Source organism: Paenarthrobacter sp. AMU7, from assembly GCF_041200195.1.
In the GTDB taxonomy this organism is placed as follows: Bacteria; Actinomycetota; Actinomycetes; order Actinomycetales; family Micrococcaceae; genus Arthrobacter.
The window spans coordinates 241,750-259,878 of sequence record NZ_CP165735.1 but is presented as its reverse complement, the minus strand read 5'-3'; the positions used below and the strand labels follow the sequence as shown (position 1 = coordinate 259,878).

The following is an 18,129-nucleotide window of genomic DNA, read 5'->3' as shown; positions in this document are numbered from 1 at the left end:
CTTTTTTGTGCCCGATTTCCCGGGGATCCGGCGACGAGACCGTTAGGGTGGGCGGATGTCTTCCCGAATGACCTCAGCCCAACTGTCAGCCCTCTACGACGCGGAGAATCAGTGGGCCGCGGATGACGACTTTTTCCTGGCTTTGGTGAATGAGCGGCCGGACAGCCGGGTGCTGGATCTGGGCTGCGGTACCGGTCGGATCACCTTGGCGGTTGCCGCGGCTGGCCATGCCGTTGTTGGCATCGACCCCAACCCTGGTTCCCTTGCGGCTGCGCGACAGAAACCCGGGGCTGAAGGCGTCACCTGGTTGGACGGGACATCGGCGGCGATACCCCGCGACGCTGCCTTTGACGTAGCGATCATGACGGCGCACGTGGCTCAAGCGATCTACGACGACGGCAACTGGTCCCGAACGCTTGCCGACATCAACCGTGCGCTCGTCCCGGGAGGTCGATTGGCCTTCGATTCCCGAGACCCTGCAGCCAGAGCGTGGGAACACTGGACTCCGGCGAAGACGCGGCGGCGCTGCGCCCTCCCCGACGGCACTGCCTTGGAAACGTGGATGGAGTGTGATCCTCGGCCGGGCGGGCTTGTTGCACTGACTGAACACCGGGTCGTGGACGGGAGCATCGACAAACCCGAGACATCCGTGCTGGCCTTCCGCACGGAAGATCAGCTCCGCCACGATCTAGCCTCAGCAGGCTTCACGGTGGACCACGTCTGCGGCGGCTGGGCCGGCGAGGACGTGGGCAGCGGGCAAGGCGAACTGATCGTGCTTGCCCGCAAGCCCCGCTAGATAACCGGCAGAACCTCAAGCCCGCCAAGGTACTTCTGCAGCGCCTTGGGAACGTTGACGGAGCCGTCCGGGTTCTGGTGGTGCTCAAGGATGGCAACGATCCAGCGCGTGGTGGCCAGCGTGCCGTTCAGCGTGGCAACGGCCCGGGTTCCCTTGGCAACACCTTCGTCATTGATCACGCGTTCACGGATGTTGAGGCGGCGCGCCTGGAACGTGGTGCAGTTGGACGTCGAGGTGAGCTCGCGGTAGGCGTTCTGGGTGGGAACCCACGCTTCACAGTCGAACTTGCGGGCCGCGGACATGCCGAGGTCGCCGGCGGCAGTGTCGATCACGCGGTAGGGAAGCTCGCACTTTGCCAGCATTTCCTCTTCCCACGCGAGCAGGCGCTCGTGCTCGGCAGCTGCTTCCTCAACCGTGGTGTAGATGAACATCTCCACCTTGTTGAACTGGTGCACGCGAATAATGCCGCGGGTGTCCTTGCCGTGGGAACCTGCCTCGCGGCGGTAGCAGGAACTCTGGCCCGCGTAGCGGATGGGGCCTGCGGAGAGGTCCAGGATCTCGTCTGCGTGGTAGCCGGCGAGGGCCACCTCCGAGGTTCCCACGAGGTAAAGGTCGTCTTCAGCGAGACGGTAGATCTCGGCGTCGTGCTTGACATCAAAACCGGTGCCCTGCATGGTCTCCGGGCGCACCAAAGTAGGGGTGATCATGGGGACGAAGCCCGCGTCGATGGCCTGCTCCATGGCCATCTGCAGGAGGGCCATTTCCAGCCGGGCGCCAACGCCGCGAAGGAAGTAGAAACGCGAGCCGGAAACCTTGGCGCCGCGTTCCATGTCGATCGCGCCAATCAGTTCACCGATTTCCAGGTGATCCTTCGGTTCGAAGTCTGTGAATTCGCGCGGAGTACCGACGGTCTTGACCACGACGTAGTCGTCCTCGCCACCCTCGGGGACACCGTCCACCACGAGGTTGGGAATGACCCGGAGCAGTTCTTCCTGCTTTGCCTGGGCGGCTGAGGCTTCAGCGGCAGCTGCTTTGACCGAGTTGGCCAGTTCCTTGACCTCGGCAAGCAGCGCCTGCTTTTCCTCGCCCTTGGCCTGCGCAACCTTCTTGCCGAAAGCGTTTTGCTCTGCGCGGAGCGTCTCGTGGCGGATCAGCGCGGCACGGCGGTCGGAGTCAGCGGAGATGATCGCGTCCACAACGGACTCGTCGGCGCCACGGGCGCGCTGGCTGGCACGGAACTTGTCCGGATTTTCGCTGAGGTCTTTTACGTCGATCACCAGACAAGAGTATCGAATGCGCCGCGGATTTCCGGCCCCCAGCAGGCAAAGGACACCCGTCGCGGAGACTCGGCATGGAGGGACCTGCCCAGGGGATAGTGTTGGATCACCATGAGCGACTGGATCCTGTACGTGATTCTCGCTGGGGGCGTGGCCTTTGCCGTCTCCAGTTGGTGGGGTGTGCGCCGATTGAAAGCCCGGCACATCAGAAGCGCTGTTCGGGAGGATACGCACAAGCCCGGAGCCGGGGACCAGCGGGTGGCAGTCATCCTGAACCCCGTGAAGAACAACGCGGATGTTGCCCGGCAGGCCATCTTGGACGCCTGCGACCTCGCGGGATGGGACGCTCCCAAATTCTACGAAACCACCCTGGAGGATCCCGGTTACAGCCAGTCCCGGGAGGCTCTTGCGTACGGGGCCGACGTCGTCCTGGCGTGCGGCGGCGACGGTACAGTGCGCGTGGTGGCTGAGTCCCTGGCGCACAAGAACGTTGCCATGGGCCTCATCCCACTGGGCACCGGAAACCTGCTGGCGCGCAACGTGGATTTGGACGTCACCGACCTCGAGGACTGTATCCAGGTGGCGCTGTTCGGCCACCAGCGCTACATCGATACCGCCACCATGGGCGTGGACAACGACATCACCGGCGAGTCCGCCGAGCACACGTTCCTGGTCATCGCCGGCATGGGCCTTGACGCCGAGGTTGTTGGCGATACCAGGGACAAGCTCAAGAAGAGCGTCGGCTGGCTGGCCTATACCGAAGCCGGCGTCCGCCACCTTCCCGGCCGCCGCAAACGCGTCACCATCACCATGGATGACCAGCCCGAGCAGGCCCGGAAGATCCGCAGCGTACTGTTTGCCAACTGTGGTTTGATCCCTGGCGGCATCGACTTCATCCCCCAGGCCATGGTCGACGACGGCATGCTGGACATTGTGGTCATGAGTCCCCGCAGCGCTTTCGGCTGGCTCGCCATGTACACCAAGGTCCTCTTCAAGCACAACGCGAACCTGCCGATGATGAGCTTCTACCGCTCCGGCAAGGTGGTCATCCGCAGCCAGGAACCCATGGCAACACAGCTGGACGGCGACCCCTCGGGCGAGGCTACAACGGTGACCGTCCAGGTGGCGCCAGGGTCCCTGCTGGTGCGCGTGCCTAAAGCCAAAACCGGCTAAACAGCGCCCTTTTCGGGTTGTGCCGCGTTCTTCCCGGCTTCTTCAGCCGCTGCCTTGGCTGCGGCCCGGGCCTCGGACTGCTCCTTGATCATGGCCTGCTCCTCTTCGAAGCGCAGGCGATCCGCACGGTCAGCGTCGTCGCCGTCCCAGTCATCTTTGTTTTCACTTGAGGGCTTGGGATTGACGATCATGCCCTGGCCGTCTTTGTCATCGCTGTGGACAGTCATGACCGCTCCCTTCGTTTGGCATTCAGCCATCGTTGATGGATCAGGCAAGCATACGCATAGAAGCATGACTGCGAAAGAGCACGCTTTCCACGCTGTGGAAAGCGCCTAGGAGCCCTTGAGGATCGAGTCAACCCACGCGTGCGCCGAGGCAAAGGCGGCGTCGGAAGTATGCGGGGCCACCACGGCCGGCTGTTTGTCGGCGCGGGCATAGGAGCCCAGGAACCGCGTGGCCGGGCTGATGCGGTGGAGGCCGGCCAGGGCGTCCGCTACCCGTGAATCCGTAGCGTGACCGTCGGCGTCGATGCTGAAGAAGTAGTGGCCCAGGTACTGTCCGGTGGGCCGGGATTCGATGCGGCTGAGGTTCACTCCGCGGGACGCGAACTGGTCCAGGATCTCCATGAGCGCGCCGGGATGGTCCTCAGGCAGCGGGACAACAACGGTGGTCTTGTCAGCTCCGGTGCGGCCCGGAAGAAGGCCGGGTTTGCTCACCAGAATGAACCGCGTGACGGCCTCGGGGTTGTCGCCGATGTCCTCCGCCAGAACATTCAGGCCGGGTTGTTCCGCAGCGACCAGCGGCGCACAAATGGCGGCTTCATACGGCGCATCGTCCTCCAGCAGGCCCATCGCGGAGGCCGCCGTGGACGACCCCGGAACGTAATCGGCGTTCGGAAGGTGCTCATCCACCCACAAGCGGCACTGCGCCCAGGCGTGCCCGTGCGTCGAGATCCTCTTGATGTCGGAAAGTTCGACGCCGGGCCTCGCCACGAGCACGAAGGTGATGGGAACAAGGGCCTCGCGGATGATCCGGAGCTCCTGGCCAGTGGCGATCGCGTCCAAGGTGGCAGTGACCCCGCCCTCCACCGAGTTCTCGATGGGAACCATGGCCGCATCAGCCTCGCCGGCACGGACCCGATCCAGGGCCGTGTTGACGTTGGTGCAGGGAATCCGCGTGGCGTCAGCAGCACCCGGTACTTGCAGGAGGGCGGCCTCGGTGAAGGTGCCCTCGGGACCGAGGAACGTGTAGGTCACTGGTGGCGTCAAGAGATATTCCTTGCTGGTTATATAAGCAGGCTAGAGAACAACCGGCTTCAGTCCATTGTCCGAGACCATCGGCTTGCCGGTCTCGAACCACATATCCATGCCCCCTGCTACGTTCACGGCAGAGTAGCCCTGTCCTACGAGCCACTGCACGGCGCGGAAAGAGCGACCGCCGGTGCGGCAGATGACAAAGAGGTCGTCGTCTGGATCCAGCTCATCCAGGCGTGCCGGAAGCTGGTCCATGGGAATGTGGCGCGCTCCTTCGGCATGGCCTGCCACCCACTCGTAGTCTTCGCGGACGTCCAGAATGCTGGCGTCGGCCGGAATGTCGCCCACAGGCACGGTATCGAAGTCGCTCATGGCGGTCCCTTCCCATCGATTAAGTCCAGGATCCAGCCTAGTCCCCACTGCGTGGCACCGTAACTTCGCAGGCGGACCACGCTTGCGCCCCAAGCCCGGGACGCTAAGACTGGGACCCAAGCACTCCCCCAACACTCGCGCGTTAGGAGTACCCCATGGCTGCTGGGCACCCCACGATTCTGGCGACATCCGGCGGCTACAAGCCCGGCGATCGGACCAGGATCGAGTTCAACCACCTGATGCATTACGCCGTGGAACTGTCCGGCGTCACCGGCCGGGCTCCCCGCGTCACACACATCGGCACGGCCTCCGGTGACCAGCGTTGGTGGGCCGCGGAAATGGACCAGGCCGCCCGCATCGCAGGCTTCGATTTCAGCCACCTCAACCTTTTCACCATGCCAAACATCGAGGACCCGGAGGCCCATCTCCTGGAGCAGGATGTGGTGTGGGTTAATGGCGGTTCGGTGGTGAATCTGCTGGCCGTCTGGCGCGCGCATGGCCTGGACGGGATTCTACGACGGGCTTGGGAAGGCGGCGTCGTCCTGGCCGGGGTTTCCGCCGGCTCCATCTGTTGGTACCAAGGCGGCGTGACTGATTCCTTTGGGCCTGAGCTCAAGCCCGTTACCAACGCCCTGGGCTTCCTCCCTTACGGCAACGGGGTCCACTATGACTCAGAACTTCGCCGCGCGCCTGCCATTCACCAGTTGGTGGCCAACGGCACTCTGGGTGAGACGCACTGCACGGACGACGGCGTCGGGCTGGTTTACCGGGGCACGGAACTTGTAGAGGTGGTGTCCGAAGTGAAGAACAAGGCCGCCTTCCGGGTGACCGCCGGAGCGGGCGAGAGCGTAGATGCTGTTGCTGTGGAGGAACGGTTGGAGTCGCGTTTCCTTGGCTGATCCTTACGTGCATGACATATCGCGAATGACGGCTGTTGAGCTCCGTGGTGCCCTGGCTTCGGGCGAAGTCTCTGCCAGTGAAGCCACCACCCACTTCCTGTCCATGATCGAAGCCGGAAACAAGCAGCTGGGCGCCTTCGTCACGGTCACCGCGGAACAGGCCCTGCAGGACGCGGCCGCCGCGGATGGGCTGCACGCCAGGCTGAACCGGGAGGGACGCGTGGTTGAACTTCCCGTCCTCCACGGCATGCCCACTGCCTTCAAGGACCTCACCGATGTTGCCGGCGTTCCCACCACACATGGCAGCGCGGCCCTTGAGCACAAGCCCGCGCCCGAGGATGGCGCCCTCGCCGCGACGCTGAAGGGCCTCGGCGCCATCTCACTGGGCAAGACCCAGGTTCCAGAGTTCGGACTGACGGCCTACAGCGAAAACCGCGTTGCACCGCCGTCGCGCAATCCGCATTCACTGGGTCGAAGCTCTGGTGGGTCGTCGGGTGGCAGCGCTGCCGCTGTGGCCGCCGGCCTGGTGCCGTTCGCTCCGGGGACCGACGGCGGCGGGTCCATCCGGATCCCGGCCGGCGCGTGCGGCCTGGTCGGGTTGAAACCGGGGCGGGGCGTGGTGCCATCGGGTGCGAGCGCGGGCGACGCCGCCAAGCTGGTAGTCGCCGGGCCGCTGGCAAGAACAGCAGCAGATGCAGCGCTCCTGATGGACGCGCTGGTCCCTCGCGACCAAGCGCCCGACGGCGGATACCTCGCCAACGTGGGGCGGGCACCGGAACCCATGAGAATCGGTGTGACCCTGGATAGCCCGTGGGCCGGCATCTACCCGTTCCAGATCGGGCAGGAAGCGATGGACGCCCTATCGCTGGGGATCCGGCTGCTGGAAAAGGCGGGCCACAGCGTTACCGAAGCCGAAGTCCGCTACGACAACCGCTATCCCGAGGCATTCACCACAGCCTGGACCGCCGGAGTCGGGAGTGCCCGGATAGCACCCCAGCGCGAGGCGTTGCTGACCCCGTTGACCAGGACGTTCCGGCGTCGGGCACAACAGCGGAGCGCGTTGAAGGTCAACGAGGCCCTGGGTTTCCTGCGGCAGTTCGAGCACGACACCATCACGCAGTACTCGGGCTGGGACCTGATGCTCATGCCGACGCTGGCCCAGACACCGCGGCCGATCGGTTGGTTTACCGGAGGCGGGCACAGTGGTGAACTCTGGCCGAGCGAGTGGGCCGGTGACGCCGACGAGGACTACAAACGGCAGTGCGAGTACGCCCCGTGGTCGTCCATGGTGAACGTGTGCGGACTTCCGGCGATCAGCATTCCGGTGCATACGACGCAGGGCGGACTGCCAATGGGGATTCAGCTGGTTGGCCAGCCGGGATCTGAACTGGTGCTCCTCCAGCTCGCGGCGGTCCTCGAGAGCCGCTGAGGCCCGCTGGGCGTGCCTGGGTCGCGCGTCTAACATATGGAAAGTGGTTGCCCCGGGCATTCATCGATGTGACAATGCCCGCAGTCAGTGCCAGCATTAAGAAAATGAGCACACCTCAAACCACGGCTGAGTCCGCAAAGCCAGCGGGCGATACGTCATTCTTCGGCCACCCAAAGATGTTGGCCAGCCTCTTCTCCGTGGAAATGTGGGAGCGATTCTCCTTCTACGGCATGCAGGGAATCCTGCTCTACTACATGTACTTCACCGCCGAGCAGGGCGGTCTCTCCATTGACCAGAGCCTCGCCGCTGGTTTGGTGGGCGCGTACGGTGGCGGCGTTTACCTGTCGACGATTCTCGGTGCCTGGCTCGCCGACCGTCTCTTCGGCTCAGAAAAAGTCCTTTTCGGCTCAGCCATCATGATCATGGCCGGCCACATCGCGCTGGCCCTGCTTCCCGGCATTCCGGGCTTGATCGCGGGCCTGGTGCTGGTGGGCATCGGCTCCGGTGGCCTGAAAGCCAACGCCACGGCGCTGGTCGGCAGCCTTTACGGCGAGAAGGATGAGCGCCGCGACGCCGGCTTCTCCATCTTCTACATGGGCATCAACATCGGTGGGCTCATCGGCCCGTTGGTCACCGGTTGGCTCCAGACGAGCTACGGTTTCCACATCGGCTTCGGCGCCGCGGCCGTGGGCATGGCGATCGGCTTGGTCATCTACTCGCTGGGCCGCAAGAGGCTCCCCGAGGAAGCACACCGCGTCCCCAACCCCCTCCCGGCGAAGGACCGCACCAAGTACGGCCTGATCTTCCTGGCCATCCTGATCGTCATTGGCGTGTTGCTCGGCACAGGGATCGTCAACGCCAACAACCTGGCCCGGAGCATGGCCTACGCTGCCATCGGCGCCGCAGTGGTCTACCTGTTCCTGATCTTCCGCAGCCCGCTGGTCACTGGCGTGGAGCGCAAGCGCGTGGTCGCTTTCATCCCCTTGTTCATCGCTTCAGCCGGGTTCTGGGCACTGTTCCAGCAGCAGTTCACGTTCATCGCCGTGTACTCCCAGGAAAAGCTGGACCGCAACCTGTTCGGCTGGGAAATGCCTGCCGCATGGGTCCAGTCCATCAACCCGGTGTTCATCATCATCTTCGCCGGCGTCATGGCTGCCCTGTGGACCAAGCTGGGCTCCAAGCAGCCGAGTTCGCCGCTGAAGTTCTCCGCCGGCCTGTTCATCATGGGCCTGGCGTTCCTTGCGTTCATCCCGCTGGCCGGCGAAGGCAAGACCCCGCTGTTGGCCTTGGTGGGAATCCTGTTCATGTTCACCCTGGCGGAACTGTTCCTCTCCCCCATCGGCCTGTCCGTGAGCACCAAGCTCGCCCCGCAGGCCTTCCACACCCAGATGGTGGCGCTGTTCTTCCTGTCCGTCTCGCTCGGCACCACGCTGGCCGGAATCCTCGCCGGCCTCTACAACCCCGATGACGAGCTCCCGTACTTCCTGGGCATCGGCAGCGTGGCAGTGGTCCTGGCTGTTGGCCTGGCTGCAGCGTCGCCGGCAATCAAGAAGCTGATGGGTGGCGTTCGGTAACAGCCGTAACGGACTGACGTTAAACGACGACGGCGGCCCTTGCGTTCGGTGGGTTTCCCACCTGACGCAAGGGCCGCCGTCGTACGCGTTTATTTAGTAGTTGTAGCTGCTGGTGGAAGCGCCGATCGCAGCGAAGAAGATGATGCCGAAGATCACCGTCAGCGCAATGCCGATGTATCCCATCACCAGGCCGGCGATGGCCATGCCCTTGCCCGCAGGCTCGCGCTTGAGGCCGAGGTGGCCCAGGATCACGGCGGCGATCTGCGGCAGGATGAAGAATCCGAACCCAACAAAGATGGCAATACCGCAGCACATGCTGGCAATGCTCAAACCCTTGGGCTCGGCCTGCATGGCGTAGTACGCAGGCTGGCCGTACGGCGACTGCGGCTGGCCGTAAGGCTGCTGGCCATAGGGCTGCTGACCGAACGTCTGCTGCTGCTGGTACGGGCTGGGCGGCTGGCCGTACGGCGACGGCGGCTGCTGGCTGTAGTCGCCCGGCGTGTAGGAACCCGTGCTGGCGGGCGGCTGCGGCTGGGCGTAGAAGTCATTCTGGCCCTGGGCGTTATGCGTGTACGCGTCCTGCGCGTAGGAGTCCCCGTGCGCGCTCTGCTCATAGGGCGGGAGGGGCTGCGTGGCGTTGGCGCTCTCGCTTGATGCGCCCTGGTCCGGTGCGCCCTGGTGCGGTGCGCCTTGGCCCGGCGCGCTCGACTCGGGTGCGCTGAACTGTGCCGGCGGGACGTACTGCGGCGGTTCGTAGCCCGCCGGCTTGTCCTCGTTGGCCTTGGATGGTTGATCTGACATAGGAATCCCCCTGAAAGTGGTCTTTGCTCCCAACACTACCGCCGTCCGGGGCGCCGCATAAGGTAGCGCGCATTGATGGCATGGGCATAACAACCCATCCGCAAAGATTCATGCATAAGCATGGAATATTCTCGAGTCGGACTCGGTTTATAGGAGTAGCGACTTAAGCAGCGCTCACCAAGTAAATCGGCGGGATCCGTCCCGCGAAGGAGGAATCATGGGTAACTTCGAAGGCAAGACCGCGCTCGTCACCGGCGGCGGCTCAGGGCTTGGGGAAGCGATCAGCAAGGACCTCGCAAAGAACGGCGTCAAGGTAGTAGTTACTGACGTCAACCTCGACGCCGCCACCCGCGTGGCCAACCAGATCACGGCCGACGGCGGCACTGCAGTTCCGTTCCAGGCCAACACTGCCGTGGCCGAGGACAGCAAGAAGGCGGTCGACTTCGCCGTGGAGACGTACGGCGCTCTCAACTACGCCGTGAACAACGCGGGCATCGGCGGGGCAAGCGCTCCGGTGGGCGACGTCGATATCGAGGATTGGGACCGGGTCATCGCCATCAACCTGAGCGGCGTCCTGTACGGCATGCGTTACCAGATACCGGCCATCCTGGCCGCTGGCGCTTCCGAAGGCGCCATTGTGAACATGGCCTCGATCCATGGCGCCGTCGCTGCCCCCGGCAACGCCGCCTACACCGCTGCCAAGCACGCCGTGGTGGGCTTGACCAAGAACGCTGCTGCCGAATACGGCGCGCAGGGTCTCCGCGTCAACGCAATCGGCCCTGGCTACATCGACACTCCCTTGCTGGCCGCCGCCCCGAAGGAAGTCATCAACGGGCTTGAGGCCAAACACCCGCTGGGTCGTTTGGGTAAGGCCGATGAGATCGCGAACGTCACCACGTTCCTCCTCTCCGACAAGGCCAGCTTCATGACCGGCTCCTACGTGCTGGTCGATGGCGGTTACACGGCCGTCTAGCAATGGTTTTGGACCGCTCCGGCCCGGTTTCACCAACCGGGCCGGAGCATTTTTGTGCCATACCACCCGCCGCTGAACGAACGCTTAATCTTCGCGTCGCTGGGCTTCGGTCGCGGCAAGTTTGGTGCCTTTCGGCGTCACAGGGCGCTCAACACGGTCATTTCCTGTCAGCAGCCGCGAGGGTCTGGCATGCTGGACCCCATGGCTAGCCGAGCGGGCACAGTTGCCCTTCCCCAGGACCTTGTTGACATCACAGCCCTGCTGGACGCGTATTTCGACGTAGCTCCGGACTTGGGTGATCCCGCGCAGCGTGTGGCGTTTGGAACGTCGGGACACCGCGGATCCAGCTTGAAGGCATCCTTCAACGAGCCGCACATCCTCGCGATCACGCAGGCAATCGTTGAATACCGTGGACGCCAGGGCATCACCGGCCCGCTGTTCATTGGTCGTGACACCCACGCCCTCAGCGAGCCGGCGCAGAACTCCGCCTTGGAGGTGCTCGCCGCCAACGGCGTGACCGTCCTGGTGGACGCCCGCCACGGCTACACTCCCACCCCGGCTTTGAGCCACGCGATCCTCAAGTACAACCGCGAAGCGGCGCCAGGCACCCCCCAGGCCGACGGCATCGTGGTCACTCCCAGCCACAACCCTCCCGGCGACGGCGGCTTCAAATACAACCCTCCCCACGGCGGCCCTGCTGACACGGATGCCACCGGATGGATCGCCGACCGCGCCAACCAGCTTCTGGAAAATGGCCTCCGTGGGGTCAAGCGCATCCCGTTGAACGATGCCCTGAGTGCTGACACCACCGGCAAGTTCGACTTCCTCAGCAGCTACGTGGACGATCTCCCCTCGGTGCTGAACCTCGACGCCATCCGCAACGCCGGTGTCCGCATCGGAGCCGACCCCATGGGCGGCGCCTCCGTGGATTATTGGGGCGAGATCGGCGAGCGCCATCAGCTCAACCTCACCGTTGTGAACCCCACAGTCGATCCACAGTGGGCGTTCATGACCCTCGACTGGGACGAGAAGATCCGCATGGATTGCTCGTCGCCGTCGGCCATGGCGTCCCTGATCAAGCGGATGGCCGTTGGTGCTGATGGCACCGCCGCTTATGACGTCGCCACAGGTAACGACGCCGACGCCGACCGCCACGGAATCGTGACACCGGACGGTGGCTTGATGAACCCGAACCACTATCTGGCTGTCGCCATCGACTACCTGTACCGGAACCGCAGCGGCTGGAACCCGGAATCCGTGGTGGGCAAGACGCTGGTTTCCTCCTCGATCATCGACCGCGTTGCCGGTGGACTGGGCCGCAAGCTGGTTGAGGTTCCCGTGGGCTTCAAGTGGTTTGTTCCGGGCCTGCTGTCCGGCGAAGGCGCCTTCGGTGGCGAGGAATCCGCCGGCGCTTCCTTCAACAAGCTCGACGGCAGCGTCTGGACCACGGACAAGGACGGCATCCTGCTGGCCCTCCTGGCCTCGGAGATCACCGCCGTCACGGGGTCCTCTCCTTCACAGCTGTACAAGGGACTGACGGACCAGTTCGGAGCACCCGTTTACGCTCGCATCGACGCCGCCGCCACGCGCGAGCAGAAGTCCAAGCTGGGCAAGCTCTCCGCCGCTGATGTCACCGCCACGTCCCTTGCAGGCGAGGACATTACGGCCAAGCTCACCGAGGCACCCGGCAACGGCGCTTCGATCGGCGGCCTGAAAGTGGTCACCGAGAACGCCTGGTTCGCGGCCCGCCCCTCCGGCACCGAGGACGTTTACAAGATCTACGCCGAGTCCTTCAAGGGCGCGGACCACTTGAAGCAGGTGCAGGAAGAGGCCAAGGCGCTGGTGGACGGGGTTATCGCCTAGTTCCGCCCAGCTTGCGACGCCGGCGACGCGCATATCTGCTGGCGCCACCGAAACGGGCTGAGGACACCTGGATTCGAGTGTCCTCAGCCCGTTTCCGCGTCTTCAATCGCCTTCCGCGTCCTGCGTCCAGAGCCTGAGGACTCGGCGGATGGTGTGGTCACCTTCGGGCGCCATGTCCACCAGCGCTACGTGGTCAAGCACGACGACGTCTCCGGACTTGGGGCGCTTGCCGTCGTGGTGCGAGATGTGCGGCCTGTAGTGGTCCAGGATGTAGTTGGGGGTGGCGATGCGCCCGCCTGCTGCCTTTGCTGCCTCGACAATCTCTTCGTGCAGCCCCTGAAGCAGCGGGTTGTGCTCGATGAGACTGACCGGGATGGACCCCATATGCCCGAAACCCGCCTCTCCGCCCACCCGCAGCTGCGCACCCAGCGCTCCCTTGACGGGTGCTTCGGCCAAGTCCGCCAATACACCGGCGACGTCGGCACTCACGTCAGTCCCGACGTCGAACCTTAACAGCGTGATGTGCAGCGGCCAGTCGCTGCGCGGAAAAACCAGCCCCGGAGAGACGGGCTCCGTGAACGCCACCCAAATGAGGTTCCGCATAGGCATTAGTTTGCCACCCGCCGGCCAACCCTCTCTCACAACCCTCGGGCTTCCGGCCAACCCTCTCTCACAACCCTCGGACTTCCGGCCAACCCTCTCTCACAACCCTCGGGCTTCCGGCCAACCCTCTCTCACAACCCTCGGGCTTCCGGCCAACCCTCTCTCACATCCCTAGAGTCGAGGGAAGGACATGCAACGCTGGGGGAATATGAAGCTAGAGGCTTGGCACGTCATGGTTTTACTCATACTGCTGCTTGTGGCCGCCGTAGTGATCGTGGCGGTGACCCTACTCGTCCGCTGAGTCATCAGAGCGGCAGATCATCGGGATCGGGGAAATCGACCCGAGCGGGAGTGAGAGAGCGTCGGCCTCAAACCCGAGGGACCTGAAAGAGCGTCGGCCTCAAATCGCCGGCAATGCAAAACGCCCACCCACATTCCTGTGAGCGGGCTTTTTTTGCGATGTGAGGTCTTAGACAGTGCGAACAACGTCGTCGTATGCGAACTTCGGCTTGGCTTCGCCCCAGGCGTCGGGGCCTGGGTGGCCGATGTTGACCACGAGGAAGCTCTTCTGGTCGCCGGCCGGGAAGAACTCGGCGTCGATGGCGGAGAAGTCGGCACCGGTCATGGGGCCGGCGGCGAAACCGAGCGAGCGCACGGCCAGGATGAAGTAGCCGGCCTGCAAATGAGCGTTGTTGTTGCCCGCAGCAGCGGCGAAAGCGGGATCGGCGTCGTACATGGCCTTGGGCGCGCCGTAGGCGGGCAGGAACTTGTCCCACTGACCCTGCCAGTCGGTGTCGTAAGAGAGGATGGCGACCAGCGGGGCGGAGGCGGTCTTGGCCTTGTTGCCGTTGGAGAGGGTGTCCACCAGCTTGGCGCGGGCCTCATCCGAGCGGACGTAGGTCACGCGGAGCGGCTGGGAGTTGAAAGCGGTGGGGCCGAACTTGGTGAGCTCGTAGATGGCGCGGGCCTGCTCTTCGGTGACCTCACCGGCGAAGCTGTTGGCGGTGCGGGCTTCGGCAAAAATGGCGTCGACTGCTGCGGCGTCAATGACTGCTTCTTCGTGGGCAATCGTCATTTGGTGAACCTTTCGCTGGGCCTGACCCTGAGCCGGCCGGGCACTTCTGCTTTCCATGGTTGCAACTTCAACTTCCGTTGTCCTCTTCCCGTGACGGCCCGTGACATTGAGCACACAGCGTGACTCCGCGTGTCGTTTCCTTGCGTTGTGAGGCCCGCTTGGCGCGTTATTCACCGCGCGAGGCGCGTAGAGCAGGCCCCGCAATGGCGGTAATGTTGCACCGAATCCCAACACTCTTCTGAGGAAGGCCCCGCCATGAGCATGCTCGGCATGAAATGGAAGCTCCACGGCAACGGCAAGTCCGTCCGGCCCGGCCACGTGGTGGCACCCGACGAGCGGCTGGCGTGGCCCCTGACCATCGGCATCGGCATGCAGCACGTGGTGGCTATGTTCGGCGCGACCTTCCTGGTCCCCATCATCACGGGCATGCCTCCGGCCACCACCCTGCTCTTCTCGGGTATCGGCACCCTGCTGTTCCTGGTGATCACCAAGGGCCGCGTGCCCAGCTATTTGGGGTCGAGCTTCGCGTTCATCGCCCCGATCATGGCGTCCCAGCAGCAGTACGGCGTGAGTGGCGCCTTGGGCGGCGTGGTGCTTGCCGGCGTCGTACTTGCGCTTATTGGTGCGGTGGTCCAGAAGTTCGGCGCCGAGTGGATCAACCGGTTGATGCCGCCGATCGTCACCGGCGCCATCGTGGCGCTGATCGGCCTGAACCTGGCGCCGGCCGCAAAGGCGAACTTCGACCTCGCGCCGGTTACCGCCCTCATCACGTTGGTCACGATCATCCTGGTTTCCGTTCTATTCCGCGGGATTCTGGGGCGTCTGAGCATCTTGGTGGGCGTTGTGGTGGGTTACCTCGTGGCGATGATGCGGGGCGAGGTCAACTACGAGAAGATGGACGCCGCCGCGTGGATTGGCCTGCCACTGTTCCAGACGCCCGAATTCCACATCGGCGTGGTGGGTCTGTTCGTGCCGGTTGTGCTGGTGCTCGTTGCTGAGAACGTGGGGCACGTGAAGTCAGTGGCCGCGATGACAGGCCAGAACCTCGACGGCGTCTCCGGCCGCGCGCTGATGGCCGACGGCGCCGCGACGGTTCTTGCCGGGTTCGGCGGCGGTTCCGGTACCACGACATATGCGGAGAACATCGGCGTCATGGCCGCCACAAAGGTCTACTCGACGGCGGCCTACTGGGTTGCCGGTGTCTTCGCCATCCTGCTGAGCTTCTCCCCGAAATTCGGCGAGCTGATTGCGACCGTACCGCCGGGCGTCCTGGGCGGCGCCGCGACCATGCTGTACGGCATGATCGGCGTGCTCGGCGTGAAGATCTGGGTGCAGAACAAGGTCAACTTCTCCAACCCGATCAACCTGACGACCGCTGCTGTGGCACTGATCATCGGCATTGCTGACTACACCTGGACCATTGGCGAGCTGAAGTTCACGGGCATTGCCCTTGGTTCCGCTGCTGCCCTGGTGATCTACCACGGCATGAAGGGTCTGGCTCGCTGGCGCGGGACTGTGGCCGAGCCGGAGACCGAGACGGCGGGGCTGCCGCCTGCGGTGAAGTCTGCGATGAACGCTGCGGCTAAGCGGACGGGGAAGAAGGGGAAGTAGGGGTGGCACCGGCAGGAATGTCACGCGTTCCGGACGCTGCCCCCGAGCTCAACTGGTTGCTGGCAGAGCATGAGAAGAACGTCTGGACGGGAATGGACCCTACAGGCTGGCAGGACTCCGTGTGGGTGCTTCACGCCATGTATGAGAACCCGACGCTTGAGGGTGCCGGCACTCACGACGACGAGAACAAGCGCCGTATCGCTGCAGGCGGTGAGCCGACGATGATCGGCGACTTCAATCTGGACGAGGCCACCACCGATTCCGGGGTGCCGCTCGGTTATTCGTCCACGCCCGGCCCTGACTGGAGACGGCTGACATGGGGCGAGTATTTGGCCCGTTCCGGGCATAGCCTGCGCGACCCGCACATCTACCCTCCTTGCCACAGGTGGTTTCCGCCTGATTCATGGCCACTCTCAATCGACCCGCCCCCGGAGGGATCCCTGGACCAAGCCAGCTTCGCTGCGCTCATCCACTCAATCGCTGCTTTCGAACCCAACGCATACGACACCGAGATCTTCGCGTTCATGGCTATGCTGCCCGCGGGGTCGACTGACGATACCGACTATCACCTGTGGAAGGGACCGCTGGGAGCGATTCCTTCTCTGATGGTGGAAGGGTATCGATTCACACCTACCAACTGGTGGCCTGCTGATCGGTCCTGGTTCGTGTGGACCGACTATGACCTGCAAGGTACAAAAGTCAGTGGACCCACGGGTCTAATCGAAAGCGTTCGAAGCGACGACAGACTGGAAACCACTGCCTGGAACAAATCAAGCAACTGACGGCAAACTACGCCCCCTCACACCCCCACCTCCGCCTCGAACGCCGCCCGCCTCTGCAGCACGTCCTTCGGATCCCATCCCGGCCCCGGCATCGAGGAAATGAGCAGCTTCGTGTAGCTGTGCTCCGGCGCATTCAGCACCCGGCCCGTGGGTCCCTGCTCGAGGATCGACCCCCGGTACATAACCAGCACGTCGTCCGTGACCTCGGAAACCACGGCGAGGTCGTGGCTCACGAACAACAGCGCGATCCCGGAAGACGCCCGGATCTCGTTCAACAAGGCAAGGATCTGGGCCTGCACCGAAACATCCAGCGCGGACACAGCCTCGTCCAACACCATCACCGACGGCTCAATGGCCAAGCACCGGGCAATCGCCACGCGTTGCCGCTGACCGCCGCTGAGCTGGTGCGGCTTGGAGTCACCATGCTTCGCCAGCAAGCCAACCTGATCCAACAGCGCAGCAACACGCGAAGAACCAGAAACCCCATGCAACCGCATCGCCTGATCCAAACACTGTGCAACGGTCAGCCGCCGGTCCAATGAGCCGTACGGATCCTGGAACACCATCTGAATTTCCTTGGCACGCCGCAGGCGGGCCGCACGTCCCCGTTCCCGCGTCCCAAGCTGCCGTCCCCGCACGTGGATAGTGCCGGCGTCGGGCGTTTCAAGTCCCACCAGCATGCGGGCGATGGTGCTCTTCCCGGACCCCGACTCCCCCACCAGCCCCATGGAACCGCCCGGCGGAATGGCGAAGCTGACGTTGTTGCAGGCTACAACGTTGCCCGCACCCACGCGGAACGCCTTCTGCAGCCCGTCGACCTCGAGGACGTGCTCGCTCATGATGCCCTGCTTTCTGTATTGGGGAGGTGGCCGATTGCGGGAACGGCCGACAACAGCCGGCGGGTGTATTCGTGTTGCGCCCCGTGGAAGAGGTCGTTGCCGCGCAGTTCCTCCACGATCCGCCCGCGGTACATCACGTACACGCGGTCGCAGTACGCGGCTGCCAGGTGGAGGTCGTGGGTGATGAGGAGAACTCCCAGGCCGCGCTGCGTCTGAAGGTCCCGCAGGATCGCCAGGACTTCGGCTTGGGTAGTCACGTCCAGCGCGCTGGTGGCCTCGTCTGCCAGCAGCAGTTTTGGCTGTCCGGTGAGCGCCGCGGCAATGACAACCCGCTGAAGCATGCCGCCGGAGAGCTCGTGCGGGTACTGGCGCATCCGCTCTTCAGGCTGCCGGATCCCCACAGCGGCAAGGAGTTCCAGCCCAGCCGCGGCAGCATCCGAACGGCTGACACCCAGCACGTGGACCAGCCGCTCAGTCAGCGAGTCGCCGATCCGCCGCACCGGGTTGAGCGCCGCCCGCGGGTCCTGATGAATCATGGCAACCTCGGAAGACCGAACCCTATGAAGATCAGAGCGGGACGCCGACAGGACTTCCGTCCCACTCACCATGATGGAACCGTCGACGCCGGCCGTTTCGGGATACAGCCTCAGCACGGCTCGCGCGGTGGTGGACTTACCGGAACCGGACTCGCCCACCAGGCCCACCACTTCCCCGGCGTCAACGGAGAGGCTCACTCGGTCCAGGATTTGGTGGCTGAGGCCATTCGTGGTGATGGTGAGGCTCAGATTGTCTATGTCGAGCAGCATTTT

General features: G+C 64.1%; 18 protein-coding genes. 9 read left to right on the top strand and 9 right to left on the bottom strand.

What is annotated here, in order from left to right; genetic code table 11:
* The first annotated feature begins 55 nt into the window (after positions 1-55).
* Positions 56-796: a class I SAM-dependent methyltransferase gene (locus tag ABQM86_RS01250; protein WP_369745747.1), complete on the top strand. Its 741-nt coding sequence runs from the start codon at positions 56-58 to the stop codon at positions 794-796.
* On the opposite strand, the gene serS is transcribed toward ABQM86_RS01250, so the two are convergent.
* Entirely contained in the window at positions 793-2,073 is a 1,281-nt protein-coding gene (serS, locus tag ABQM86_RS01245) for a serine--tRNA ligase (RefSeq protein ID WP_207595703.1), read from the bottom strand. The two genes, ABQM86_RS01250 and serS, sit on opposite strands and share 4 nt — an antisense overlap.
* A gap of 111 nt (positions 2,074-2,184) precedes the next feature.
* On the opposite strand from serS, the gene ABQM86_RS01240 reads away from it, so the two are divergent.
* Positions 2,185-3,246, top strand: coding sequence for a diacylglycerol kinase family protein (locus tag ABQM86_RS01240; RefSeq protein WP_207595702.1), 1,062 nt, complete (start codon positions 2,185-2,187; stop codon positions 3,244-3,246).
* On the opposite strand, the gene ABQM86_RS01235 is transcribed toward ABQM86_RS01240, so the two are convergent.
* The 3 genes from ABQM86_RS01235 to ABQM86_RS01225 form a co-directional block, all read right to left on the bottom strand.
* Positions 3,243-3,473: a hypothetical protein gene (locus tag ABQM86_RS01235; RefSeq protein ID WP_280625687.1), complete on the bottom strand. Its 231-nt coding sequence runs from the start codon at positions 3,471-3,473 to the stop codon at positions 3,243-3,245. The genes ABQM86_RS01240 and ABQM86_RS01235 overlap by 4 nt on opposite strands.
* Positions 3,474-3,578: 105 nt before the next feature.
* Positions 3,579-4,514, bottom strand: coding sequence for a prephenate dehydratase (gene pheA / locus ABQM86_RS01230; RefSeq protein ID WP_207595700.1), 936 nt, complete (start codon positions 4,512-4,514; stop codon positions 3,579-3,581).
* Between the two features lie 30 nt (positions 4,515-4,544).
* Positions 4,545-4,871 carry a rhodanese-like domain-containing protein gene (locus tag ABQM86_RS01225; protein WP_024818941.1) on the bottom strand — a complete coding sequence of 109 codons (327 nt, stop codon included), beginning with the start codon at positions 4,869-4,871 and terminating at the stop codon, positions 4,545-4,547.
* Between the two features lie 155 nt (positions 4,872-5,026).
* Between ABQM86_RS01225 and ABQM86_RS01220 the strand changes: the two genes are divergently transcribed.
* The 3 genes from ABQM86_RS01220 to ABQM86_RS01210 all read left to right on the top strand — a co-directional run bounded on the left by ABQM86_RS01220 (position 5,027) and on the right by ABQM86_RS01210 (position 8,773).
* On the top strand, positions 5,027-5,770 hold the full coding sequence (locus ABQM86_RS01220) for a peptidase E (RefSeq protein ID WP_207595699.1): 744 nt from the start codon (positions 5,027-5,029) through the stop codon (positions 5,768-5,770).
* Between the two features lie 25 nt (positions 5,771-5,795).
* Positions 5,796-7,199, top strand: a complete 1,404-nt coding sequence (locus ABQM86_RS01215; protein ID WP_369745746.1) for an amidase — start codon at positions 5,796-5,798, stop codon at positions 7,197-7,199.
* 74 nt (positions 7,200-7,273) lie between these two features.
* Positions 7,274-8,773 (top strand): peptide MFS transporter, encoded by a 1,500-nt coding sequence (locus ABQM86_RS01210; RefSeq protein WP_207595697.1) that lies wholly within the window; start codon positions 7,274-7,276, stop codon positions 8,771-8,773.
* Positions 8,774-8,866: 93 nt separating this feature from the next.
* Here the strand turns inward: ABQM86_RS01210 and ABQM86_RS01205 are convergent, their stop codons facing one another.
* Positions 8,867-9,574 carry a DUF4190 domain-containing protein gene (locus ABQM86_RS01205; RefSeq protein ID WP_207595696.1) on the bottom strand — a complete coding sequence of 236 codons (708 nt, stop codon included), beginning with the start codon at positions 9,572-9,574 and terminating at the stop codon, positions 8,867-8,869.
* A 217-nt stretch (positions 9,575-9,791) separates the two neighbouring features.
* Here ABQM86_RS01205 and ABQM86_RS01200 point away from each other — a divergent pair, with 217 nt between their 5' ends.
* Positions 9,792-10,547, top strand: coding sequence for an SDR family NAD(P)-dependent oxidoreductase (locus tag ABQM86_RS01200; protein ID WP_207595695.1), 756 nt, complete (start codon positions 9,792-9,794; stop codon positions 10,545-10,547).
* A gap of 201 nt (positions 10,548-10,748) precedes the next feature.
* Complete coding sequence (pgm, locus tag ABQM86_RS01195) at positions 10,749-12,410, top strand: phosphoglucomutase (alpha-D-glucose-1,6-bisphosphate-dependent) (protein ID WP_242703470.1); 1,662 nt, start codon at positions 10,749-10,751, stop codon at positions 12,408-12,410.
* Between the two features lie 102 nt (positions 12,411-12,512).
* Here the strand turns inward: pgm and ABQM86_RS01190 are convergent, their stop codons facing one another.
* Together ABQM86_RS01190 and ABQM86_RS01185 are read right to left on the bottom strand one after the other, a co-directional pair.
* Positions 12,513-13,013 carry a 2'-5' RNA ligase family protein gene (locus ABQM86_RS01190; RefSeq protein ID WP_207595693.1) on the bottom strand — a complete coding sequence of 167 codons (501 nt, stop codon included), beginning with the start codon at positions 13,011-13,013 and terminating at the stop codon, positions 12,513-12,515.
* Positions 13,014-13,482: 469 nt separating this feature from the next.
* The gene (locus tag ABQM86_RS01185; RefSeq protein WP_369745745.1) at positions 13,483-14,088 is read right to left on the bottom strand and encodes a malonic semialdehyde reductase; all 606 of its coding nucleotides are present in this window, start codon (positions 14,086-14,088) and stop codon (positions 13,483-13,485) included.
* A 255-nt stretch (positions 14,089-14,343) separates the two neighbouring features.
* On the opposite strand from ABQM86_RS01185, the gene ABQM86_RS01180 reads away from it, so the two are divergent.
* Both ABQM86_RS01180 and ABQM86_RS01175 read left to right on the top strand, forming a co-directional pair.
* On the top strand, positions 14,344-15,699 hold the full coding sequence (locus tag ABQM86_RS01180) for a solute carrier family 23 protein (protein WP_337340198.1): 1,356 nt from the start codon (positions 14,344-14,346) through the stop codon (positions 15,697-15,699).
* 2 nt (positions 15,700-15,701) lie between these two features.
* Positions 15,702-16,481, top strand: a complete 780-nt coding sequence (locus tag ABQM86_RS01175; RefSeq protein WP_369745744.1) for a hypothetical protein — start codon at positions 15,702-15,704, stop codon at positions 16,479-16,481.
* 17 nt (positions 16,482-16,498) lie between these two features.
* Here ABQM86_RS01175 and ABQM86_RS01170 read toward each other — a convergent pair whose 3' ends face one another.
* Both ABQM86_RS01170 and ABQM86_RS01165 read right to left on the bottom strand, forming a co-directional pair.
* Entirely contained in the window at positions 16,499-17,320 is an 822-nt protein-coding gene (locus tag ABQM86_RS01170) for an ATP-binding cassette domain-containing protein (RefSeq protein WP_337340197.1), read from the bottom strand.
* Complete coding sequence (locus ABQM86_RS01165; protein ID WP_369745743.1) at positions 17,317-18,126, bottom strand: ABC transporter ATP-binding protein; 810 nt, start codon at positions 18,124-18,126, stop codon at positions 17,317-17,319. The genes ABQM86_RS01170 and ABQM86_RS01165 overlap by 4 nt, the downstream gene beginning before the upstream one ends.
* Positions 18,127-18,129 lie beyond the last annotated feature (3 nt).